General features: G+C 71.3%; 22 protein-coding genes. 6 read left to right on the forward strand and 16 right to left on the reverse strand.

Annotation, left to right across the window (positions count from 1 at the left end; all coding sequences use genetic code 11):
• Positions 1–28: 28 nt before the first annotated feature.
• Positions 29–892, reverse strand: coding sequence for a manganese catalase (locus tag N8J89_RS30930; RefSeq protein ID WP_283660526.1), 864 nt, complete (start codon positions 890–892; stop codon positions 29–31).
• A gap of 109 nt (positions 893–1001) precedes the next feature.
• Between N8J89_RS30930 and N8J89_RS30935 the strand changes: the two genes are divergently transcribed.
• A complete protein-coding gene (locus N8J89_RS30935) occupies positions 1002–1661 on the forward strand; it encodes an AfsR/SARP family transcriptional regulator (RefSeq protein WP_283660527.1) in 660 nt (219 codons plus the stop codon).
• Positions 1662–1711: 50 nt separating this feature from the next.
• On the opposite strand, the gene N8J89_RS30940 is transcribed toward N8J89_RS30935, so the two are convergent.
• From N8J89_RS30940 to N8J89_RS31000, 13 genes are all read right to left on the reverse strand, one after another.
• The gene (locus N8J89_RS30940; RefSeq protein WP_283660528.1) at positions 1712–2320 is read right to left on the reverse strand and encodes a hypothetical protein; all 609 of its coding nucleotides are present in this window, start codon (positions 2318–2320) and stop codon (positions 1712–1714) included.
• 44 nt (positions 2321–2364) lie between these two features.
• The gene (locus tag N8J89_RS30945; protein ID WP_283660529.1) at positions 2365–3000 is read right to left on the reverse strand and encodes a DUF6801 domain-containing protein; all 636 of its coding nucleotides are present in this window, start codon (positions 2998–3000) and stop codon (positions 2365–2367) included.
• A gap of 208 nt (positions 3001–3208) precedes the next feature.
• Positions 3209–3919 carry a hypothetical protein gene (locus tag N8J89_RS30950; protein ID WP_283660530.1) on the reverse strand — a complete coding sequence of 237 codons (711 nt, stop codon included), beginning with the start codon at positions 3917–3919 and terminating at the stop codon, positions 3209–3211.
• A gap of 11 nt (positions 3920–3930) precedes the next feature.
• Positions 3931–4464, reverse strand: coding sequence for an Rv1363c family protein (locus N8J89_RS30955; RefSeq protein ID WP_283660531.1), 534 nt, complete (start codon positions 4462–4464; stop codon positions 3931–3933).
• On the reverse strand, positions 4461–5678 hold the full coding sequence (locus N8J89_RS30960) for an MCE family protein (protein ID WP_283660532.1): 1218 nt from the start codon (positions 5676–5678) through the stop codon (positions 4461–4463). Before N8J89_RS30960 ends, N8J89_RS30955 begins: the two co-directional genes overlap by 4 nt.
• Entirely contained in the window at positions 5678–6778 is a 1101-nt protein-coding gene (locus tag N8J89_RS30965; RefSeq protein WP_283660533.1) for an MCE family protein, read from the reverse strand. The genes N8J89_RS30960 and N8J89_RS30965 overlap by 1 nt, the downstream gene beginning before the upstream one ends.
• A complete protein-coding gene (locus tag N8J89_RS30970) occupies positions 6778–7866 on the reverse strand; it encodes an MCE family protein (RefSeq protein ID WP_283660534.1) in 1089 nt (362 codons plus the stop codon). Before N8J89_RS30970 ends, N8J89_RS30965 begins: the two co-directional genes overlap by 1 nt.
• Positions 7863–8852, reverse strand: coding sequence for an MCE family protein (locus tag N8J89_RS30975; RefSeq protein ID WP_283660535.1), 990 nt, complete (start codon positions 8850–8852; stop codon positions 7863–7865). The genes N8J89_RS30970 and N8J89_RS30975 overlap by 4 nt, the downstream gene beginning before the upstream one ends.
• Positions 8849–9868 carry an MCE family protein gene (locus N8J89_RS30980; RefSeq protein ID WP_283660536.1) on the reverse strand — a complete coding sequence of 340 codons (1020 nt, stop codon included), beginning with the start codon at positions 9866–9868 and terminating at the stop codon, positions 8849–8851. Before N8J89_RS30980 ends, N8J89_RS30975 begins: the two co-directional genes overlap by 4 nt.
• Positions 9865–11115, reverse strand: coding sequence for an MCE family protein (locus N8J89_RS30985; RefSeq protein ID WP_283660537.1), 1251 nt, complete (start codon positions 11113–11115; stop codon positions 9865–9867). Before N8J89_RS30985 ends, N8J89_RS30980 begins: the two co-directional genes overlap by 4 nt.
• A gap of 9 nt (positions 11116–11124) precedes the next feature.
• Positions 11125–12378, reverse strand: coding sequence for a DUF6801 domain-containing protein (locus tag N8J89_RS30990; RefSeq protein WP_283660538.1), 1254 nt, complete (start codon positions 12376–12378; stop codon positions 11125–11127).
• Between the two features lie 3 nt (positions 12379–12381).
• Positions 12382–13002 (reverse strand): DUF6801 domain-containing protein, encoded by a 621-nt coding sequence (locus tag N8J89_RS30995; RefSeq protein WP_283660539.1) that lies wholly within the window; start codon positions 13000–13002, stop codon positions 12382–12384.
• A gap of 298 nt (positions 13003–13300) precedes the next feature.
• A complete protein-coding gene (locus N8J89_RS31000) occupies positions 13301–14029 on the reverse strand; it encodes an MFS transporter (RefSeq protein WP_349497414.1) in 729 nt (242 codons plus the stop codon).
• A 55-nt stretch (positions 14030–14084) separates the two neighbouring features.
• Between N8J89_RS31000 and N8J89_RS31005 the strand changes: the two genes are divergently transcribed.
• From N8J89_RS31005 to N8J89_RS31025, 5 genes are read left to right on the forward strand one after another with little or no spacing between them, the layout of a single operon-like run.
• A complete protein-coding gene (locus tag N8J89_RS31005; protein ID WP_283660540.1) occupies positions 14085–16598 on the forward strand; it encodes a DEAD/DEAH box helicase in 2514 nt (837 codons plus the stop codon).
• Between the two features lie 3 nt (positions 16599–16601).
• On the forward strand, positions 16602–17192 hold the full coding sequence (locus N8J89_RS31010; RefSeq protein WP_283660541.1) for a Uma2 family endonuclease: 591 nt from the start codon (positions 16602–16604) through the stop codon (positions 17190–17192).
• A gap of 45 nt (positions 17193–17237) precedes the next feature.
• On the forward strand, positions 17238–17588 hold the full coding sequence (locus N8J89_RS31015; protein ID WP_283660542.1) for a Rid family hydrolase: 351 nt from the start codon (positions 17238–17240) through the stop codon (positions 17586–17588).
• Entirely contained in the window at positions 17588–18226 is a 639-nt protein-coding gene (locus N8J89_RS31020) for a helix-turn-helix transcriptional regulator (protein ID WP_283660543.1), read from the forward strand. Before N8J89_RS31015 ends, N8J89_RS31020 begins: the two co-directional genes overlap by 1 nt.
• Entirely contained in the window at positions 18223–19179 is a 957-nt protein-coding gene (locus N8J89_RS31025; RefSeq protein ID WP_283660544.1) for a threonine ammonia-lyase, read from the forward strand. The genes N8J89_RS31020 and N8J89_RS31025 overlap by 4 nt, the downstream gene beginning before the upstream one ends.
• Here the strand turns inward: N8J89_RS31025 and N8J89_RS31030 are convergent.
• Together N8J89_RS31030 and N8J89_RS31035 are read right to left on the reverse strand one after the other, a co-directional pair.
• Entirely contained in the window at positions 19176–21923 is a 2748-nt protein-coding gene (locus tag N8J89_RS31030) for an FtsX-like permease family protein (protein ID WP_283660545.1), read from the reverse strand. The genes N8J89_RS31025 and N8J89_RS31030 overlap by 4 nt on opposite strands.
• A 68-nt stretch (positions 21924–21991) precedes the next feature.
• Positions 21992–22582 (reverse strand): PadR family transcriptional regulator, encoded by a 591-nt coding sequence (locus N8J89_RS31035; protein ID WP_283660546.1) that lies wholly within the window; start codon positions 22580–22582, stop codon positions 21992–21994.
• Positions 22583–22590: the final 8 nt, after the last annotated feature.

A 22590-nucleotide genomic window follows, 5' to 3' on the forward strand; every position in this document is an offset into this window, starting at 1 on the left:
GCGGGGTACCCGGACCGGGCGCATCCACTCAGGTCAGCTTGTCGATCGCCCGATCGATGAGGTTCAGGTTGGCCGGTGAGGTGGCGTAGAGCAGCGGGTTCGGCTTCGGCGCCGCGGCGGGACCGCCCAGGGGCTCCGGGTGCTCCAGGTAGCCCATCTGGTGGGCGCCGTCCGGCGCGAGGCCGCGCGCCCACGGCCCGTCCGCGGACTCCTGGCCCTCGGAGAGGTTCCACAGCGTGCCCGCGTGCTCGGTCTCCTCCTCGTCGAAGAGGTCGTTGGGCGCCACCGTGCCCTCCAGCCCCTCCTCCTTGAGCTGCTCGATCGCGGCCAGCCACATGTTCTGGTGCGCGGTGTCGCGGGCCAGGTTGAACTTCAGCATCGCGCGCACGCCGGGGTCGTCGCTCATGTGGTAGAGCCGGGCGGTCTGCAACCGGCCCTGCGCCTCGGCGGCCACGTTGGCCCGGAAGTCGGCGAGCAGGTTGCCACTGGCCACGATGTAGCGGCCGTTCCACGGGTAGCCGTTGCTGTCGGCCAGCAGCGGGCCGCCACCGGCCACGATGGCCTGCTGCGGGTCCATGCCGCCGATCACCGCGGCCAGCACCGGGTCGTTCTCCACGGCCTTGGCGGTGACCTCCGACGGGGCGCCCTCCAGCAGCCGGGCGATCATGGTGGAGATCATCTCCACGTGCCCGATCTCCTCGGTGGCGATGTCCAGGATCAGGTCCTTGTACTTGCCCTCCATCCGGCAGTTCCAGCCCTGGAACAGGTACTGCATGGTCACCGTCATCTCGCCGAACGCGCCGCCGACCAGCTCCTGGAGCTTGCGGGCGTAGTGCGGGTCCGGGGCACTGGGCTTGGCCTCGAACTGCAGTCGCTTGCTGTGGTAGAACATCGCGCTCCCTACTCGGCTCGGGTCCGCCCCGACGCTAGGCAGCCTCCGTCACCACAGCGTCACCGCAAAGGGGGCGTTTCCCTGCTGTGGCAACGGGAATTCCGCCGCCGTGCCAGCCTCTCTCCAGCTGCTCGGTCAGTTCGCACTGCACGACGACCGGCCCCTGTCCACCACCCCCGTCTGCCGCAGGCTGCTCGCCTATCTGGCCCTGCGCGGGCACCCGGTCAGCAGAGCGGTCACCGCGGCGCAGCTGTGGCCGGACCTACCGGCGCAGCGGGCGCACGCCAGCCTGCGCACCACGCTGTGGCGGCTGACCGGGCGGGAGCTGGTGAGCGCCGGGCCCAGCGGCCTGGCGCTGGCCGGGACGGTGCGGGTGGACGTGCGCGAGGCGCACCGGCTGGCCGGGGACCCGGAGGCCGACATGGCGCTGTTCGAGCGGGACCTGCTGCCGGACTGGCCGGAGGACTGGCTGCTGCTGGACCGCGAGTGGTTCCACGAGCTGCGGCTGCGCGCGCTGGAGGCACTCGGCGAGGCGCACCTGTGCCAGGGCAGGCCGGTGCCGGCCTGGGCGGCGGCCACCGCGGTGGTGCGGGCCGAGCCGCTGCGGGAGAGCGGGCACCGGCTGCTGCTGCGGCTGCACCTGGCCGAGGGCAACGCGGCGGCGGCGCTGCGGCACTACGAGCGGTTCCGGCGGCAGCTGCGGGCCGAGCTGGGGGTCGCGCCCTCGCCCCGGCTGCACCGGTTGATCGCGCCGCTGGTGCGCGGTTGAGCCGCCCCTGACCGACGACGGCGGTCAGGGGCGGCTCGGTCAGCGGGCGGTCAGACCACGCGCTTGAGGTTGAGGCTGATGGTGTTGTCCGGGCCCGGGATCATGAAGTTGATCAGCAGCTCGGCCAGGTGGCAGTTGCTGAACTCCGGGATGGTGTAGGCGCCGCTGAGCTTGCCGCCGGTGAGCGGGTTGAAGCCCGGCTCACTGGTCAGGTCGATCGTCATCGGGGCCTTGCTCTGGCACTTGTCCCCGACCGGGTAAGGGATGCCGCCTGCCTTCACATCGCGCAGCCGCAGCACCACCTGGGAGCTGGAGGTCACCACCCCGCGCACGATCTTGCCGGTGGTCTGCCCCTGCGGCAGGAACTCGATCGTCGCGGTGACCGGGATCAGGCCGAAGACCTTGAACTCCGAGTGTGCCGGCGGCAGCGTCAGGTCACCCTTGATGTCCCCGGTGGCCGCGTTGAGGTCGACCGACAGCGCGCCCGGCCCCAGCGGCAGGGTCGAGCCGGTCTTCTTGACCACGCTCTGCCCTTCCACCGAATAGTTGATTTTCACCGCCGGACCGGTCGGCTCGGCCGCCGCGCCACCGGCGAAGGTGACAACTCCGATCAGGGCCACCGCGAGCACCCGTAACGCCGACTTACCCGATCTCCTCATGGACATTCCCTCCACGGATCGAACTACGGAATTCGCATTCGCGCTTACCTGGCGGCGGTAACCGGAATCTTGGCCAGCAGCGGGTCCTGCCCGGCGTCCTGCTTGCAGACCAGGTCGAAGGTGCCCAGCTCGGTGGGCGAGCCGTCGGCCTTGCGCGGGGTGAGCTTGGAGACGTGGTCGCCCACGCTGACCCCGATGTGGCCGGGGGCGCGCACGCCGATCCCGGGCACCGGGCCGCGGGCCACCGTGACCAGGTCGCCGGTCTTGGGCACCGGGGTGCTCGGGATGCGCAGGCCGGGCAGGGTGACGTCGATCAGCGCGCCGTTGGCGTCCACCGCGAGCAGCGCCTCGGCGTCGCCCTCGATGGTCTCGGCCTCGAACAGCAGCAGGGCCTGGGCGGTCGCCTCGGGCACGGTGATGGTCGCGGAGAAGTTGGTGGTGCGCATGAGCTCGCCGACCTTGACCGTCTCCGGCATGGTGACGTCGATCCTGGTGCTCAGCTGGGACGGGCCGATCAGCGGGAACTCGCAGGTGTAGGTGAGGGTCTTGGTGATCGGCCCGCTGGCGGTGGCGGGCGCGCTGGCCCCGGCGTCGGCGACCGCGCCGGTCAGCACCAGCGCGGCGGCGCCGAGGACGGCGGCGGCTCGTCGGGACAACCGTGCGGAGAATGCGGCTCTCATGTCGGACGTCTCCTTTGACATCGAATCTCAGAGAGGGAACGGCTTATCCGCGGATGCCGCACAACTTGCGACGAATCGGAGCCTACTCGCAAGTAGGTAACGTCACAAGAAATTCACTGCCCCTTCTGTGAACCGATCACAGAAACGTACTCCGGTGATAATTCAAGCCAACGTGCCACGGTGTTGTTTTGTCATCTGAATGCAGTCCTCAGCGCGGTTGTAGTTCGGTGATCAACCATTTTTCGCCGGCGCGGCGGGCGGTGACGCCGAGCTGGGCGGCCGAGGCGGAGGTCTGGTTGTTGTCGCCGCGGGTGGCGGTCTGGTCCAGGAAGACCAGCAGCACCGCCCGGTCGGCCGACAACTCCCGGACCCCGGTGGTGACCGCCTTGGTGGACAGGACCAGCTTCTGCTGCGGGGCCTGCTCGCGCACCTGGGCGAACAGCGCGTCGTACTGCGCCCGCGCGGCGTCCACCAGCACCTCGGCCGCGGCCGCCTCGGTGCTCGCGGTGTCGTCGTGCCGGTAGGAGAACACCCGGCGCAGCGCCTCGGCCACCTGACCGGAGACCTCGGCCGTGGCCGGTCCGTTGACCAGGGCCTGGTTGCGCGCGGCCGGGCTGCCGCTGGTCCGCCAGCCCTGCACCAGGAAGAACCCGGCCAGCAGCGCGAGCGCGACGGTGAGCGCGACCAGCCAGCGTCCCGCCCGGGGTGGCCGGGACCGGACCCGTTCCGCGACAACAGGTTCGGCCCCGGCCTCGTCCACCGCGGTGGCTTCGTCGGCCGCCGCGGCAGCGCGGGTCCCCGTCTCTTCCAGCGCGCCGGTGTCGCTGTCCCGGCCGGGTCGCGCGGGGTGCGTGGTGCGGCTGCCGGCCACCGCGGGCCTGCGGCGGTGCGGGGCGGCGGCGCGTCGGGTGGGAGCCATCAGAGGTCCTTTCAGGAGGCCGCGACCGGGACCGGACCGAGCCCGCTGAGCTTCCAGCCGGTCTCGGTGCGGGTCAGCTCGGCCTGGAACCGGTTGCGCTTGGTGGTGGCCGCGGCCCCGTCCGGGGCGACCTCGATCTCCACCGCGGCGATCAGCTTCGCCTTGCCCGCGCGGTCGTCCAGCTCGGTGACGGCGGCGTCGGTGACCCGCCCGGTGGTGACCGTCTTGGTCTCCTCGATCTGCTTCTTGCTGCTGGCCCCGGTGTTGCGCAGCTCCTCGTGCAGCGCGCCGGTGGAGGTCTCCAGCCAGCGGCGCATGCCCTCGTCCACCCGCCGGTAGTCCAGGCTGTTGAACTCCGCCACCGCCCGCTCCCCCGCGCCGCGCACCTGCTCGCGCAGCTCGGCGAACTTGACGCCGTCGTCCTCGGCGGCGGCGTACCACCACCAGCCGGACCCGGCGGCCAGCAGCGCGGCGGCCACCGCGAGGATCACGGGCAGCCGCAACGGGTTCCGGCGTGCGGTGGCCGGTTCGACTGTCTCGCTCATCGGTCTCCTCCCGGCAGGCCGAGCAAGCCGCGCAGGGTGGCGGTGTCCGGACTCAGGCTCTCCAGCTGTGCGGGTTGCCAGTTCGAGGTGGCGGCCGCGGCGACCTTGCCGCCCTTGGGCGCGTTCTGCGATCCCCTCACCCCGGTGGGGTGGCCGCGCGGCAGGGTGCAGGCGGCCTGGGTGTTCAGCGGCTTGCCCGGGGTGGCGACCAGGCCGTTGCGGTACTCGGTGCCCTCGTAACCCTGGGTGCAGGGCAGCGGGTTGAAGTAGGTGGTGGTCATGCCGAAGTGCGCGCCGTCGGCCCGGGCCACCGTGCTGCCCGCGGCGACCGCGGCCGGCGCGGTGAACAGCACCTGCTCCAGCCCGGCGTTGCGGGTGACCATCACGTTGGCCGTGGTCAGCAGGTTCGCGATGACCACGCCGAGGTTCGGCCCGGTCTCCCGCAGCACGGCGGAGACCTGGTCGGAGACCGGCGGCACCGCGGCCACCACCTTGCGGAAGTCGCCGTCGGAGGCCCGGAACTGCTGGGCCAGCAGCTTGGCGTTGCGGGTGAGGTCCTTGAGCGCCTGGGACTGCTCGGCCTGGGTGTCCAGCACGGTGCGGCCGTCGGTGAACAGCTGCTTGGTCTGCGGCAGGTGCTCGATCGCGGCCTCGGTGAAGGAACCGGCGGAGTCCAGGATCTGCTGGAGGTTGCGGCCGGAGTCGGTGAACGCGGTGCCCAGCTCGTCCACCACGGTGCGCAGCGACTTGGTGGGCACGGAGGAAACGAGGCCGTCCACCGCGGCCAGCACGTGCTCCACCGGCTTGGGAATCCTGGTGTCGCTCTGGCCGATCACCGAGCCCTGGGCCAGGTACGGGCCGCCGTCGCGGCGCGGGCGCAGGTCCACGAACTGCTCGCCGACCGCGGACCGGTTGCTCACCACGGCCTGCGCGTCGGCGGGCACCTGGGGGCCGTCGTCGTCCAGGACCAGGTCGACCTCCACGCCGCGGGCGGTCAGCCGCAGCGGGCCGACCCGGCCGATCGGCACGCCGCGGTAGGTGACCTCGGCGTTGGTGAAGATGCCGCCGGAGTCGGCCAGCTGCACCCGCACGGTGTAGCCAGCGTAGCCGAACCAGCGGTCCAGTCCGGCGTAGCGGGCGCCCACGTAGGACACCCCGACCAGGGCGACCAGCACGAAGATGCCGATCTGCCAGCGGATTCGCGCGGAGAGCATCAGCGCACCCCCGTCGAGACCGCGGGCACGCCGTCCACCGGCGGCAGCGGCAGCACCGGCTTCGCCGCGTTGTCCGGTTTTGGCTGGATCCGCTGTGGTTGTTGCTGTGCCTCAGGTCCTGGGTCCTTCACGTGCAGGGTGAGGTAGGTGTTGAGGTAGTCGCCCTTGATCGCGTTGAGCGCGGCGTCCGGGAACGGGTAGGTGAACAGGATCTCCAGCGACTGCGGCAGGTTCTGCCCCGCCTCCACCAGCCGTTGCAGGATCGGTTGCAGCGCCTTGAGATCGGCCACGAAGTCGTCCTTGCTGCGCCGCACGGTGTCCACCGCGACCTTGCCCATCTTGTCCAGCGCGGCCAGCATCGCCACCATCGACTCGCGCTGCTCGTGGAAGACCTGGAGGCCGGGACCGAGGTCGGTGATGGCCTTGTCGATCTGCCCGGTCCGCCCGGCCAGCACGGTGTTGAGCCGGTTCATCCCGTCCAGGGCCTTGGTCAGGCTCTCCTTGTTCTGGTCCAGCTGGGTGACGAACTTGTCCATTGTGGACAGCAGCGCCTTGAGCTGGGCCTCGTTGCCGTCGAAGGCCGAGGCCAGCTCGCGGCTGATGTCCCGCAGCTGCTGCACTCCGCCGCCGTTGAGCAGCAACGACAACGCGCCGAAGACCTCTTCCACCTCGGGGTTGCGGTTGGTCCGGCTGACCGGGATCACCGCCCCGTCGGCCAGCACCGCGGTGTCCGCCCCCTGCTCGCTCGGCCGGGCCAGCTCCACGTACTTCTCGCCCAGCAGGCTGGACTGCCGCAACCTGGCCAGCGCCGCGGCGGGCAGCTTCACCTGTCCGTTGACCGCGACCGTGACGTCCACCGTGCGTCCGTCCTCGGCCAGCTCGATCCGCTCCACCTTGCCCACCGCGACGTCGTTGACCTTCACCGCGGCCTGCGGCACCAGGTCCAGCACATCCCGGAACTGCGCGGTGACCCGGTACGGCCGCTCGCCGAGGTCCGCGCCACCGGGCAGCGGCAGGTTGTACAGCCCGTCGAACCCGCCGACGCCGCACCCGGTGGCCAGCAGCGCGACCGCGCCCAGGGCCAGGATCTGTCTGCGCATCACCGTTCTCCTGCCGGGAGGGTGTGCAGGTCGCCGACCACCGGCAGCGGCAGCACGGGCAGCTTCTTGGCGTCCGCGCCGGTGGCGACCGGCACCAGGCGGGTCTTGGCCTTCGGCGAGAGCTCGAGCAGGTTGACCCGGCCGTCGATGACCCGCTGCTCCGGGTTGTAGGCGTTGAGCAGGTTGGTCATCGCCAGCGGGGCCACGTCCAGGGCCTCGGCCAGTGCGGAGCGCTGGTCGGCCAGCACCTTGGTGATCCCGGTCAGTTTGTCCACTGTGGACTTGACCCGGCCGCGGTGCTCGCCGATGAACTCCCCGACCTGGCCGAGCGCGGCGGGCAGCTCGGCCAGCGCGGCGCGCAGCGCGTCCCGGTCGGCGGCCAGGAAGCGGGTGACCTCGGCCAGCTGCTGTTCGGCCGCGACCACCTGGTTGTCGTTGCGGGCCAGCATGCCGGTGAACTTGGCCAGGTTGTCCACAGTGCCGAACACGTCCTGCTGCGAGCCGTCCAGGGTCTTGGCGGCCTGGCCGAGGTCGCGGAACAGCTTGTTCAGCGCGGCCCCGTTGCCTTCCAGGTTGGCCGCGCCGGTCTCCAGCAGGCTGGAGAGCGCGCCCTGTTTGTTGGCCCCGTTGGGTCCCAGCGCGGTGGCCAGCTTCTCCATGCTCTCGTAGAGCTGGTCCAGCTCCACCGGGCTGGCGGTGCGCTCGACCGGGATCACCGCGCCGTCGGCCAGGGTCGGCCCGCCGCGGTAGACCGGGGCGAGCTGGAGGTAGCGGTCGGAGACCAGGCTGGGCGCGACCGAGACCACCTTGGCCTCCGCGGGCGCCTTCACCCCACTGTCCAAAGTGAACTCGACCCGGACGCGTTGTCCTTGCGGCTCAACGGAGTCGATGGTGCCGACCCGCACCCCGAGCATCCGCACGTCGGATCCGGCGTACACGCCGACCGCGGCGGCGAACCAGGCGGTGGCCCGCACCCGCTCGGCGCTGCCGCGCCACCACCACACCCCGGCCACCCCGGCGACCAGGGCGAGCACCGCCACCCCGATCAGCACCCGGGTTCCCCTGCCACGACTGCGGAACCAGCTCATTTGCCGCCTCCCTTGGGTGGCACGCAGCCCTCTTCGCCGGAGACCGGCGCGAGCAGGCCGCACATGTAGCTGTCCACCCACCGGCCGTTGCCGGCCGCGTTGTTGATCAGCCGGTAGTACGGCCCGGACAGCGAGAGCGCCTTGTTCAGGTTGTCCTGGTTGCGCTGCAACACCGCGGCCACCTTGTCCAGCCGGTCCAGCGCGGGCCCGAACTGGGCCTTGTTGTCCTGCACCAGCCCGGTCAGCTCCCTGGACAGGTCGCGGATGCCGGTGAGCAGCTTGCTGATCGCCTCCCGCCGGTTGCGCACCTCCGTCAGGAGCTTGTTGCCGTCGGCGAGCAGGGTGGCGATCTGGGAGTTGCGGTCGCTGAGCGTCTGGGTGATCTTGCGGCTGTTCTCCAGCACCTTGGCCAGCTCCAGGTCCCTGGAGGCGATGGTGGTGGACAGCGCGGACATCCCGTCCAGTGCCTTGCGCACGTGCTCCGGCGAGTCGCGGAAGGTCTCGGAGAGCACCGAGAAGCTCTGCGCGAGCTGCTGGGTGTCGATCTGGCCGATGGTGTCGGTCAGGCCCTGGAAGGCGTCACTGATGTCGAACGGGGTGCTGGTGCGCTCCCTGGGGATCGGCGTGTCCCCGTCCAGGCTGCCGCCGCCCTGCGGGTCCAGCGCCAGGTACTTCTGGCCCAGCAGCGTCTTGATCCGGATGGACGCGCCGGTCTTGTCGCCGAGCTCCACGCCGGAGACCTTGAACCGCACCGCGACCCGGTCCCCGGCCAGCTCGACCGCGCTGACCGCGCCGACCTTGAGCCCGGAGACCCGGACCTCGTCGTCGGGCTTGATCCCGGCCGCCTCGGTGAACTCCGCGGTGTAGCTGGAGCCGCCGATCATCGGCAGGTCCTCGAAGAAGAAGGTGGCCAGCACCGCGATCCCGATCGTGGTCAGGCCTGCCAGGCCGACGGTGATCGGGTTGCGTTCCCGGAAGGGCTTCATCCCTTGCACCTTTCGTGGGTGAGCGGGATCCCGACCGGCGGCCCGCCGGGCGCGGGGGGCACCCCTGGCGCGGAAGCCGAGCAGAGGAAGAAGTTGAACCAGGAGCCGTAGGAGCCGATCCGGCCGATCGCCTCGAACTTGGTGGGCAGCCGGTCCAGGAACTCCGTCAGCAGCTTCGGTTGCTCCATCAGGTTCCCCGACAGCGCGCCGAGTCCGGCGATGTCGGCCTTGAGCGGGGCGCGCGCCTTGTTCAGCAGGTCCGCGGTGGCCCCGGTCAGCTCGGACATCGAGCCGATCGCCTCGCCGATCGGCTTGCGGTCCGCGGCCAGTCCGCTGACCAGCTTCTGCATGGTGCCGATCAGGTTCGCCAGCTGGTCGCCGCGGGAGTTGACCGTGCCGAGCACGGTGTTCAGGTTGTTGATCAGGTCGCCGATCACCTTGTCCTTGGCCGCGATGGTCGAGGTGAGCGAGGCGGTGCGGGCGAGCAGGCTGTCCACCGTGCCGCCTTCCCCTTGCAGCACCTGAACGATCTCGTAGGACAGCTTGTTCACGTCATCGGGGTTCAGCGCCTGGAACAGCGGCTTGAACCCGTTGAACAGCAGGGTGAGATCCAGCGCGGGCGTGGTGCGCTCCAGCGGGATCTGCCCCTCCGGCGGCAGCGTCGCGGTGGTGCCCGCGCCCTGGTCCAGGGCCAGGTAGCGCTGGCCGACCAGGTTGCGGTAGCGGATGGCGGCGGTGGCCGAGGCGAAGATCCGCCGCCTGCCCTCGACGGAGAACTGCACCTCGACCACCCCCCGGCCGGCCAGTCGCAGTCCCTCGACCTTGCCGACCCGGACCCCGGACATGCGCACGTCGTCGCCCTCGTTGAGCGAGGTGACGTCGGAGAAGCGCGCGGTGTAGAAGTTCGCGCCCACCGCGGTGGTGTTGGAGATGGTCACCGCGAGCAGGGCGGTGACCAGCACGGTGAGCACGGCGAAGACGCTGAACTTGAGCAGTGGCGCGGTGACTCCCCTCATTTCAGGGTCACCTCCGTTCCCCGGTAGATCGCGCCGAGCAGCACGCCGCTCCAGGACGGCACCGCATCGGGGGTGCGGCCGAGCGCGGGCGCGAGCAGCTGGGCGAGCAGTTGGCTCTCCTGTGGCGAGTTGGCCAGGCCGAGGTCGGCGGTGTCCCCGCTGACCGGCAGCGCGACCGCCTTGCCGCCGCTGGGCGGGCTGCCGAAGGGGTAGCAGCGGGGGCCGCCGCGGGCGTTGTAGACCGGATCGTCCTTGCCCGGCTGGTACTCCCCGCGCGAGGGCACCGGGTGCAGGTGCACCTTCAGGCCCGGCCGATCGGTGCCCGCGCCGAAGGCGGAGTTCATCACCGACTTGAACTTGGTCAGCGTGTCGGCCATGCAGGGCCAGGACGGCGAGTACTTGGCCATCGTCTCCAGGGTGGACCTGCTGGCGTCGGAGAGCCGGATCACGTTGTCCTTGTTGGCGCGCAGGAACCCGCCGAGGTCGTTGGCGGTGGCGCCCAGGCTGCGGTACAGCAGCTTCAGGTTCTCCCGCTGCTCGACGAAGGTCCTGGTGGTGACGGTGAGGTCGCTGAGCGCGTCCAGCGCGTCCGGGATCGCGGTGCTGTAGGTGTCGGCCACCTTGACCAGCTCGCGCATGCCCTCGGTGAGCGCGGGCACCTCGGGGTTGATCTCGGTGAGGTAGTGCTCCAGCCGCACCAGGTTCTGCCCGAGCGCCTTGCCTCGGTTGGCCAGGGCGGCCGACATCGCGCCGAGGGTGACCGAGAGCTTGTGCGGCTGCACCGCCTCCAGCATCGGCATCAGGTTGGCCAGCAGGCGTTCCAGCTCGATCGCGGTGGCCGAGCGGTCCTGCCCGATCACGTCGCCCGCGCCGAGGGTGTCGCCGGTTCCGTTGTCCGGCAACATCAACGCGACGTAGCGCTCACCGAAGAGGGTCTTGGGCAGCAGCCGGGCGGAGACGCCCTTGGGGATGAGCTCCAGCTTGTCCGGCTGCATGGCCAGCTCCAGCTCGGCGCCCTCGCCCCGGCTGGAGATGCGTTTCACCGAGCCGACCACCAGCCCGCGCACCTTCACGTCGGACTCGGTCATCAGCTGGTTGCCGACGTGGTCGGTGCGCAGCAGCACGCTGACCGCGGAGCTGAAGTCGCCGCGGTAGACCGCGACGGTCAGGCCCAGCAGCAGCGAGATGATCACCAGGAACAGCAGGCCGAGCAGGCGGCCCCTGAGCACGTGCGGGTTCGGCGGCATCGGCGGGCCTCACTCATATCCGAGGAAGGTGAGGGTCAGGTTCAACGTGTTGCCGGGCCCGGAGATCAGTCCGGTCAGCAGCGAGTCCAGCGGCTCGGTGACACCGCAGTTGCCGAAGGGCGGGATGGTGTAGGTCGCGCTCATCGGGGTGGGCCTGGTGGGCAGGAACGGCGGTGGCGGCGGGGCCGAGACCAGGTCGATCACCGCGGGTTCCACGGTCTTGCAGTTCGGTCCCACGTCCAGGGGCACGCCGCCGACCTTGATGTCGCGCAGCTTGATGAACATCTTCGAGGTCGCCTTCACCTGGCCGCGTTCGATGATGCCCGCCACCTGGCCGACCGACTCGAACTCGATCACCGAGTTGTTGGGCACGAACCGGAACAGCACGAAGTAGCCCTTCGACGGCGGCAGGGTGAGGTCGCCCTTGATCTCGCCGACCGGCAGTTTGATGATCACCTCGGTGAGCATCTCGCCGGGGCCGATCTTGACCTCGGACTCCATCTTCTTGATCCGGGACACCCCGTCGACCTTGTACCGGATCCGCCGGGCGAGCGGCCCCATCTGCTGGTCCTCGCCCGCGCCCGGCACGGTGGATCCGGTGCTGGGCACCGGTTTGCCGCCGGTGGTGGGCACCGGCAGGGTGCCGCTGGCGCCGGGCACGGTGGTCAGGTTCCGCCCGGTGACCGGGAGCTTGACCAGCTGGGCGTCCTGCCCCTCGTCCTTGGCGCACTTGAGGTTCAGCGGCGGTCCGTCGTCGGTGGCCGAGCCAAGGGTCAAGCTCAGCTCGGTCGCGGTGACGGTCAGGTCGCCGGGTTTCGCCGGGGTGAGCGCGGGGGCCTTGCCGGTGGCGACGACCTTCAGCTCACCCTTCTCCGGCACCTCGGTGGCCGGGATGCCCAGCTCCTCGGCGGTGACCGCGGCCGAGAGTCCCGCGCCGTTGACGGCGAGGCCGAGAGCGGCGGTGCCGATCACCGACTTCGCGCCGCCGAGGGCGGGCAGCACCGTCTCCGGCAGGGTCGCGGTGACGGTGAGGGCGGACTGGACCGGCGCGCCGACCGAGCCCGAGGCCGGGAACACGCCCGCGACCTCGGTGACCACCGCCTGGGCGGTCAGCTCCGGCGCGGTGCAGGTGTAGGCGATCCGGCGGGCTGTCGATTCGGCGGCCGCGCTGCCGTCGCCGACAAGGGAGACGCCGAGTGCCGGCACCAGCAGCGCCGCGGCCGCGAGGGCCCCGAGCCGGTGCGCCGATCCAGTCCGGGTCATCTGCTACTTCCTCGCCGCGGCGACCGGGATCTCGCCGAGCTTGAGGTCCTGCCCCGGCTTCTCCGTGCAGGGCAGGTCGAAGGTGCCCAGCTCGGTCGGCGAGCCGTCGGCCTTGCGCGGGGTCAGCTTGGCGTCGAACCCGCCGCTGACGATTGCCTCGGCCTGACCGGGGTTGTCCACCGTGGTCGGCGGGACGTCGCCGGTGGCGGGCACGGTCAGGTCACCGGTGTCCGGGATCGGGGTGGACGGCACGGTCATGCCGTTGATGTCGACCGTCTTGCTCACCCCGGCCGCGTCCTTGACGTCGAAGTGCGCGACCGCGGAGCCGTCCAGGGTCTTGGCCTCGAACAGGTCGAAGGCCTCCACGATCCGTTCCGGCACCAGCACGCTGACCTTGAAGTCGGTGGCCTGCGCGGGCTGGCCGACCACGGCCGAGTCCGGCAGGTTCACCGAGATGGTCACCTGGAGCTCGTCCGGGCCGATCAGCGGGAACTCGCAGGTGTAGGTCAGGGTCTTGGTGACCGGCACCGCCTGCGCGACCCCGGCGCCGACTGCGGCGAGGGCCAGGCCGGCGAGCACGGCTGTGGTCCGAGTCAAGATGGTGGTCAAGTGGCGTCGAGCCATGTGAACTTCTCCCTCGGTCAGCGAGCGTCATTGTTCGCCGAATTCACTCGAACGACTCGTTGACAGAAAAAATCCGGGGCAGGGGAGTCGCCGAAAGAAACCCGGAAGGCAGGCGGCAATACGGCAGGTGACCTGCACGAACGGCCTCCTACTAGCCGGTAGGTTACTGTCGTGTGTCATAGCTAGGCAAGAACCAAACCGAGGAAACTCCCCCAAGAGGCCAACATTTCCCCAGTTTTGTCACCACCCTGACAATTCACTCCGCCGAACGTGCTCACCAGGGCACCAAGTTCCGGGGTCAAGTTGTCAGCGCATCAAAATAATGACCCGATGGAGTGATGAGGGCGCACCCATTCCCCGGCATAGGCGTTTGCGATACCGCCGAAATACGCCGTCGCTTGGGCTGAACGCCCGGCTTCCGCTGCCGACAACGGCCGCGCCACCGACTCCAGGGACTTGCCGGCGGCCTCCACCCCGAGCACCAGCTCGGCCACGCCGGGTCCCCGGTCTCCACCAGCGCGCCGAACAGCGAAGGCCCGATGATGCCGCCCAGTCCGGTGCCCACCGAGTAGAACAGCGCGATGGCCATCGCCCTGATCTCCATCGGGAAGATCTCCAAGACGGTCAGGTAGGCCGCGCTGGCCCCGGCCGAGGCGAAGAAGAACACCGCGGACCAGGCCAGGGGCAGCCCGGTCGCGGACAGCGCGCCGTTGCCGAACAGCGCGGCGGTGCCCACCAGCAGCAGCCCGGAGCCGAAGGAGAACGCGGTCAGCACGGTGGCGATGAGGTAAAGCACCAGGGTGAGCAGGAACAGCTTCTTGCGGCCGAACCGGTCGGTCAGGTAGCTGAAGACCAGCGAGCCGAGCACCGCGCACCGTGCCCAGCCCGAGCAGCACCACCCAGTGCCAGCGCGCCCACGGCAGCCGGTCCAGCCGCGCCGGAATGGCCGTCCCCACCTCGCCGGCCGCCTGCCGCGGCCGCTGCTCGTCACCGAGACGCACGACAGCCCGGATACCCGGTGGATCACCAACTACTCCCCGCTGGTGACCAGGTCAGCCGGGTAAGGCACGATCGGGGGCACCATGACGCTCACCGAGTACCTGCCGGACGGCCAGGATCCCGACGCCCTGTTCGACGCCTTCAGCACCTGGGCCGCGGGCCAGGGGATCGAGCTGTACCCGGCGCAGCAGGAAGCGCTGATCGAGATCGTCTCCGGCGCGAACGTGATCCTGTCCACGCCGACCGGCTCCGGCAAGAGCCTGGTCGCCGCGGGGGCGCACTTCGCCGCGCTGGCGAACAAGCAGCGGACCTTCTACACCGCGCCGATCAAGGCGCTGGTCTCGGAGAAGTTCTTCGCGCTGATCGAGATGTTCGGCGCGGAGAACGTCGGCATGATGACCGGCGACTCCAGCGTCAACGGCGACGCGCCGATCATCTGCTGCACCGCGGAGATCCTGGCCAACATCGCGCTGCGGGACGGCGCGGACGCCGAGGTCGGCCAGGTCGTCATGGACGAGTTCCACTTCTACAGCGAGCCCGACCGCGGCTGGGCCTGGCAGGTCCCGCTGATCGAGCTGCCCAAGGCGCAGTTCCTGCTCATGTCGGCCACCCTGGGCGACGTCAGCCGGTTCGAGACCGACCTGACCCGGCGCACCGGCCGCCCCACCACGGTGGTCAGCTCGGCCGAGCGCCCGGTGCCGCTGTTCCACTCCTACGTCACCACGCCGCTGCAGGAGACCATCGAGGAGCTGCTCTCCACCCAGCAGGCCCCGATCTACGTGGTGCACTTCAGCCAGGCCGCCGCGCTGGAGCGGGCGCAGGCGCTGATGAGCATCAACGTCTCCAGCCGCGCGGACAAGGACGCGATCGCCGCGCAGATCGGCAACTTCCGGTTCACCGCCGGGTTCGGCAAGACGCTGTCCCGGCTGGTCCGGCACGGCATCGGGGTGCACCACGCGGGCATGCTGCCCAAGTACCGCCGCCTGGTCGAGCAGCTGGCCCAGGCCGGTCTGCTCAAGCTGATCTGCGGCACCGACACCCTGGGCGTGGGCATCAACGTGCCGATCCGGACCGTGGTGTTCACCGCGCTGAGCAAGTACGACGGGGTGCGCACCCGCATCCTCAAGGCGCGCGAGTTCCACCAGATCGCCGGCCGGGCCGGGCGGGCCGGGTACGACACGGTGGGCAACGTGGTGGTCGAGGCGCCGGACCACGTGGTGGAGAACGAGCGCGCGCTGGCCAAGGCGGGCGATGACCCGAAGAAGCGGCGCAAGGTGGTGCGCAAGAAGCCGCCGGAGGGCTTCGTCTCCTGGGGCGAGCCGACCTTCAAGCGCCTGGTCGAGGCCGAGCCCGAGCCGCTGACCTCCAGCTTCCAGGTCAGCCACGCCATGCTGCTGAACGTGATCAACCGCCCCGGCGACGCCTTCGCCGCCCTGCGGCACCTGCTGGAGGACAACCACGAGGACCGCCCGGCGCAGATCAGGCACATCCGCCGCGCGATCGCGATCTACCGCGCCCTGCTGGCCGCGGGCGTGGTGGAGAAGCTGGACACCCCCGACGAGGAAGGCCGCACGGTCCGCCTCACCGTGGACCTCCAGTTCGACTTCGCCCTCAACCAGCCGCTGTCCCCCCTGGCGCTGGCCACCATCGAGCTGCTGGACCGGGACTCCCCGACCTACGCGCTGGACGTGGTCTCGGTCATCGAGTCCACAGTGGACAATCCCCGTCCGGTCCTGTCCCAGCAGCAGTTCCGCGCCCGCGGCGAGGCCGTCAACAAGATGAAGGCCGAGGGCATGGAGTACGAGGCGCGGATGGAAGCCCTGGAGGAGGTGACCTGGCCCAAGCCCTTGCAGGACATCCTGGAGGCGGCCTACAACATGTACCGCCGGGGTCACCCCTGGGTCGCCGACCACGAGCTCTCACCGAAGTCGGTGGTGCGCGACATGTACGAGCGCGCCATGACCTTCGTCGACTACATCGCCTTCTACCAGCTGGCCCGCTCCGAGGGCCTGGTCCTGCGCTACCTGGCCGATGTCTACAAGGCCCTGCGCCAGACCGTCCCCGACGACGCGAAAACCGAAGAGCTCACCGACCTCATCGAATGGCTCGGCGAACTGGTCCGCCAGGTCGACAGCAGCCTGCTGGACGAGTGGGAACAACTCCGCAACCCCACCGACGAGGACGACCCCGAACAGTCCACAGTGGACACCGGCCCACCCCCGGTCACCGCCAACCCCAGGGCCTTCCGCGTCCTGGTCCGCAACGAGCTGTTCCGCCGGGTGGAGCTGGCCGCCCGCCGCGACTACTACACCCTGGGCGAGCTGGACGCCCACGCCGGCTGGGACGCCGAGCGCTGGCGGGAAGCCCTGGAGCCGTACTTCGAGGAGTACGACGAGATCGGCACCGGCCCCAACGCCCGCGGCCCAGCCCTGCTGATGATCAACCAGGACGAGCACCCAGGTCAGTGGGTGGTCCGGCAGGCCTTCGACGACCCGGCAGGCGACCACGACTGGGCGATCACAGCCGAGGTCGATTTGGCGGCCTCGGACGAGGCGGGGAGCGCGGTGGTGCACGTCACCGAGGTCGCCCCGGCCTGACCGATGCCCGGGACCAACTGGCCATATCCGCCACCGAACGGCTGGACCGCCGCCGATCTCGACCGGATCGGCGGCGACGGACTGTGCGGGGAGTTGGACGCGCTCCAGCACATCGAGCTGGTCGACGGTGAGCTGATCGTGATGGCACCGCGGACCGAGTTCCACCGCCGCGTCGTGGAACGCCTGCGGGACGAGCTCCAGCGGCAGGCGCCCCCGCACCTGGCCGCCACCCGCGAGATGGACGTGGTGCTCGGCCCCCGCCAGCGCCCCTGCCCCGACGTCTCCGTGGTCACCGCCACCGCCGCCCGCGACCTGGACCGCACCTTCTACCAGCCCGAAGACGTGCTGCTGGTGGTCGAGGTGGTGTCCAAGTCCTCGGAGATCAGGGACCGGGAGACCAAGCCCCGCCGCTACGCCGAGGCGGGCATCGCGCACTTCTGGCGGGTGGAGAACAACTCCGGCGCCCCGGTCGTCTACGTCTACGAGCTCGACCCGGCGAGCCGCTCCTACGCGCTGACCGGCATCTTCCACGACCGCCTGGAATGCCGCGTGCCCTTCCCCACTGACATCCGCCTGGACACCCTCGTTCGCTAGCTCACACTCCTTGGACACTCAGTCCAGCGGTTGTACATTTCGTCCATGACCGACGAGCACCCGTACTCCACCGCCTTCCGCAGCGGCGACCTGGTAGCCGTCTCCGGCCGCCTCGGCGTCACCGAACCGGGCGTCCTGACCCCCGGCGGCTTCCCCGCCGAATGCGCCCAAGCCTTCGCCAACCTCGCCGAAGCCCTGGCCGGGGCGGGCGCACAGCGGAGCGACGTAGTACAGGTGACCGCCTACCTCACCGACATCGGTGACCGGGACCGGCTCAACGCCGCCTTCGCCGCGTTCTTCGCCGAGCCGCGGCCCGCGCGCACCTGTGTCGGCGTGGCCAGCCTGCCCTACGGCGCCTGCGTGGAGATCGACGCACTCGCCAGGGTGGTCGGCTGATGGCGGAGCGGGACGCCATCCTGGCGGCGCTGCGGCCGGTGGCCGACGGGATCGTGGCCACCTTCGGCGCGTGTTGCGAGGTGGTGGTGCACGACTTCCGGCGGCCGGCGAACTCGGTGGTGGCCATCGCGGGCGCGGTGACCGGGCGCGGGGTGGGCGGGGCGATGAGCGAGATCGGCATGGGACTGCTGGCCAGGGGCGATGACGCGGAGGACCAGCTCAACTACATCACCCGCACGCCGGAGGGAAAGATGGTCAAGTCCTCCACGATGTTGTTGCGGGACAGCGACAACACCGTCTTCGGCGCGCTGTGCGTGAACCTCGACCTCACCGGGCTCACCCAGGCCCAGCAGCTGCTCGGCGGGCTCGCCGGGGTGGACAACCCGCTGCCCGCGCCGACCACCACCTTCGGCGACGACATCGACGCCGTGATCGACTCCATTGTGGACAGACGCCAGCTGGCCGATCCGCGCCCCTGGGCCGAACTGGGCCGGGACGAGCGACTCGCGCTGTTCCAGGACCTCAACGAGCAGGGTGTGTTCGCGGTGCGCCGCGCGGTGCCCAGGGTCGCCTCCCGCCTGGGCATCTCCCGGGCCTCGGCCTACAGCTACCTCGCCCAGATCAAGGAGAACTCATGACCGCCCTCCCGGTGACCCTGGCCGACGTGCGGGAGGCCGCCGCCCGGCTGGCCGGGGTGGCGCACCGCACCCCGGTACTGCACTCCCGCCAGCTCGACGACCTCGTCGGCGCGCGGGTGCACCTCAAGTGCGAGAACTTCCAGCGGATCGGCGCGTTCAAGTTCCGCGGCGCCTACAACGCGGTCTCCCGGCTCTCCGAAGCCCAGCTGCGCAAAGGCATCGCGGCATATTCCTCCGGCAACCACGCCCAGGCCGTGGCGCTGGCCGCGCGGGAACTGGGCAGCAGCGCGGTGATCCTGGTGCCGGCGGACACGCCACAGTCCAAAAAGGACGCGACCACGGGCTACGGCGCGGAGCTGGTCACCTACGACCGCTACACCGGCGACCGGGTCGCCATCGGCAACAAGCTCGCCGCCGACCGGGGTCTCGCGCTGATCCCGCCGTACGAGCACCCGCACGTGATCGCCGGCCAGGGCACCGCCGCGCTCGAGCTCCTGGCCGAGGTCGACGACCTGGACACCGTGCTCACCCCGGTCGGCGGCGGCGGACTGATCGCCGGCTCGGCCACCGCGGCCAAGGGCCTCTCCCCCGGCATCCGCGTCGTCGGCGTGGAACCCGAGGCAGGCGACGACACCCGCCGCTCGCTGCTGGCCGGCGAACGGGTCGCGGTCCCGGTGCCGCGCACCATCGCCGACGGCCAGGCCGCGGAGATCCCCGGCGAGCTGACCTTCGCCATCAACCGGCGCCTGGTGGACGAGGTGGTGCTGGTCAGCGACGAGGAGATCCGGGCGGCCATGCGCTTCGCCTTCGAGCGGCTCAAGATCGTGCTGGAGCCCAGCGGCGCGACCCCGCTGGCCGCGCTGATGACCGGCAAGCTGCCCACCGGCGGCCGGGTCGGCGCGATCCTCTCCGGCGGCAACATCTCCCCCGAAAGGTTCGCCGAGCTGATCTAGGTGTGCCTGCGGTCGATCCGCACCCGGCGGCGCACGCAGGCCAGTGCCACCAGGGCGGCGATCGCGGGCACCACCACCAGCACGAACCCGATCACCGGCCAGGGCAGCACCAGCTCGTACGGCAGCGCCACCGGACCGTCCCGCCACATCCGGCGCGCGCCCTGGGCGGAGACCACCGCCGCGGGCAGGATGCCGACCAGCACACCGAGCACGCTGCCCAGGCCGGAGATGACCAGTGACTGGGTCACCGCCAGCGCCCGCCGGGTGCGCAGCGAGGCACCGACGGTGGCCAGCATGACCGAGTGCCGCCGGGTGTCGATCAGCGAGAGCACGGTGGCGGTCACCGCGGCCGTGGTGCTCAGCAGCGCGGTGCAGGCCAGCAACAGCAGCGCGAACAGCGCCGCCTCCCTGGTCGCGCCGCGCTCCACGTAGCCGCTGAGCCCGAAGGCGCGCACCACCTCGCCGATCCGGTCCTGCTCGAACCGGCTCAGCCGCCGGCCCAGCTCGATGTCCAGGCCGCGCAGGCTCAGCGCCACCCCGGTCCGCGCCGCGGTCTCCGGCGGCAGCACCACCAGCGTGGAGCCGACCTCGCTGGGCACGGCCAGCGCGGGCAGGGCGAGATCATGGCTGCCCCGCGGGGTGTTCAGCACCAGCCGGACCATCCCGTCCTGGACGTACCTCGCGTCCAGCACCACCGCCTCGCCTCGGGCCAGCGCGGCCGCCGCGGCCGGGTCGGTGACCCCGCTGACCCGGCGCAGCAGCTCGGCCTCGCCCACCAGCACGGTGCCCAGCAGCCGCCGGTGGTGCACGCAGTCCGGTCCGCCCGGCGGCAGCCACTGCTCCCTGGTGGTCCACTCCGGCCCGCACCCGGCGGCCGGGGACATGGCCACCTCCACCGTGTGCGGGCAACCGCCGCCGCCACACCGGTCCCAGGTCCCCGGCAGCGCGGTGACCTCGGCGAAGGACCGCGCGGGCAGCGCCTCGCCCAGGGTGCGCCGCAGCGCGTCCCACCCGGGCGGGCGGGTGGCCGCGTCGGGCGCCAGGACCGCGGCGTGCCGGTCCGGCAGGGTCGGCCAGTAGCGGCCGGAGGTGTAGGCGTTGCGGGTGACGTCCAGGGTGGCCAGCGCGATGGTGCCGATCACCACCGCCATCACCGCGGCGATGGCCGGCGCGCTGCGCGCCCGGTGCCTGCCCAGCTCGCGCAGCGCGATCCGCACGCTCACCGGCAGCGCGGGCGCGAGCGCGGCGATCCCGCCGACCAGCGCGGGGAAGCAGACGAACAGGCCGACGCTGACCAGCACCGTGGCCACCGGCACCAGGGCGCGCCAGTCCAGCGCGAAGGCCGCCGCCGCGGCCACCGCCAGCCCGGTGAGCACCAGCGCCAGGCCCAGCACCGGGGTCACCCTGGACGGCCGCCGCTCGCTGCGCCGGTCGGCCAGCAGCTGCCCGGGCCTGGTCCGGCCGGCCCGCACCGCGGGCACCACCGCCGCGGCCAGCCCGGCGAAGACGCCCAGCGCGAACGGCAGCACCAGGTCGTCCAGGCCCACCTGGAACCGCCAGATCCGCGGCAGGTCGAACCGGTGGAACAGCTCGATCAGCACCCCGGCCGCCACCGTGCCGACCACGCTGCCCAGCACCGCGCCGCCCAGCCCGAGCAGCAGGCCCCACAGCAGCAGCAACAGCACCAGGTGCCCGCCGCTGGCTCCGTTGGCGGCCAGCGCGCCCAGCTGCCGCCGCCCCAGCCGGATGCCGACGGCGAACATCGCCCCGCCCAGCAGCACCACCTGCACCACCGCGATCCAGACCAGCAGCATGCCCAGCCGCTCGCCGGTGGACTCGCTGCGGTCCTGTCCGCCGGTCAGGTCGTCGATGAGCAGGTCGTGGAAGCTGCGGTAGGCCTCGGTGGGATCGCCGGGCAGCGGCACCCGCTCCGGCGGCGGCGGCTCGGTCACCGCGCCCCTGGAGTACACCGCCAGCCCGTGCTCGTTCGCCGCCAGCACCCCCGGCCAGTCGAAGTCCTTGTCCACCAACCACATCCGGCCGCCGAGCCGGGGCAGCTCGCTGGGCGGCAGGCGCGCGGCCAGCTGCTCGTAGAGCGCGCCGGGCTGGGCGTAGAGCACCAGCTCGCCGTGGTCCCTGGCCGGCCGGGCCACCCCCACCACCAGGAAGGCGCGTCCGGCCTCGGGCACCGAGACGGTGGCGCCGAGCTCGATCCCGGCCGCGCGCAGGAACTCCGGCGAGGCGGCGAGCTCATCCGGGCCCTTCGGCGCGCGGCCGCGCACCTGCTCGGTGATGCCGCGGGCCAACGGATGCGGGTAGTCCAGCTCCTGGAACTGGGCGCTGAGCCGGCTCTGCCCGGCCTGCGCGGTCAGCAGCGAGCGGGTCATGGTCAGCGCGGTCGCGCCCGGCGGCAGCTCCGGCCGGGTCGCGTGCCGGTGCGCGGGGGCGCCCTCCCCCGGCGGCGCGGGCCGCACCTGGGAGCCGTCCAGGTTCTGCAGGATCGGCACGTCGCCGTAGCCGGCGTCGGTCAGCCTGGCCCCGGCCTGGCCGATGGTCTGTTCGATGGTGCGGCGCGGGGTGGTGCGCTGGGCGTCCGAGAGCACGTCGCTGAGCAGGGTCGCGGCCACCGGCACCGAGATCATCACCGCCAGCGCCAGGCTCGCGCCCCTGGTCACGCTGATCCAGCGGAGCACCAGCCGCAGCACCGCCCGCACGGCGGGCCGGCAGAACACGCCGCGCCGCATCGACCGTCCCTCCAGGACCGGGTTCCCGCTGTCGTCAGCGGCAGTCTTCCCGGCGGGGACGGCTCAGGTCATCCTCCGACTCGCCCGGGTTCGGCCTGTTCGGCCACCGGCGCGGCGTTCTGGTCCCGCCCGGACTCCTCGGTCTGGGCGCGGCGGGCCAGGCGCTGTTCGCACTGCTCCAGCCAGCGCACCTCGGCCTCGGCCTGGAACACCAGCGAGTCCAGCACCAGCAGCCAGGCCAGGTCCTCATCGGCGGAGGCCTGCGCCTTGAGCCGGGTGTAGTTCTGCAGCACCCGCAGCGTGTGCAGCCGCTGCACCCGGACGATGCCGCGCGCGTCCACCCCGGGCAGCGCGGCCGCCAGGGCGATCTTGATGGCCAGCTCGTCCCGCGCGGGCGCGCCGCGGTCCACCGGGGACTGCAGCCAGCGCTGCACCTCGCCCCGGCCGCCGTGGGTCAGCCGGTAGTAGATGTGGCCCTCGGCGTCCTGCCCGGCCGGTTCGACCAGGTCGTCGCGTTCGAGCCGTCCCAGCGTGGTGTAGACCTGCCCGATGTTGAGCGGCCAGGTCGACCCGGTGCGCGACTCGAACTCGGCGCGCAGCTGGAAGCCGTACTTGGGCCCCTGCTGTAACAGGGCCAACAGGGCCTGGCGGATTGACATGACCCCGT

Source organism: Crossiella sp. CA-258035, from assembly GCF_030064675.1.
Taxonomy (GTDB): Bacteria; Actinomycetota; Actinomycetes; order Mycobacteriales; family Pseudonocardiaceae; genus Crossiella.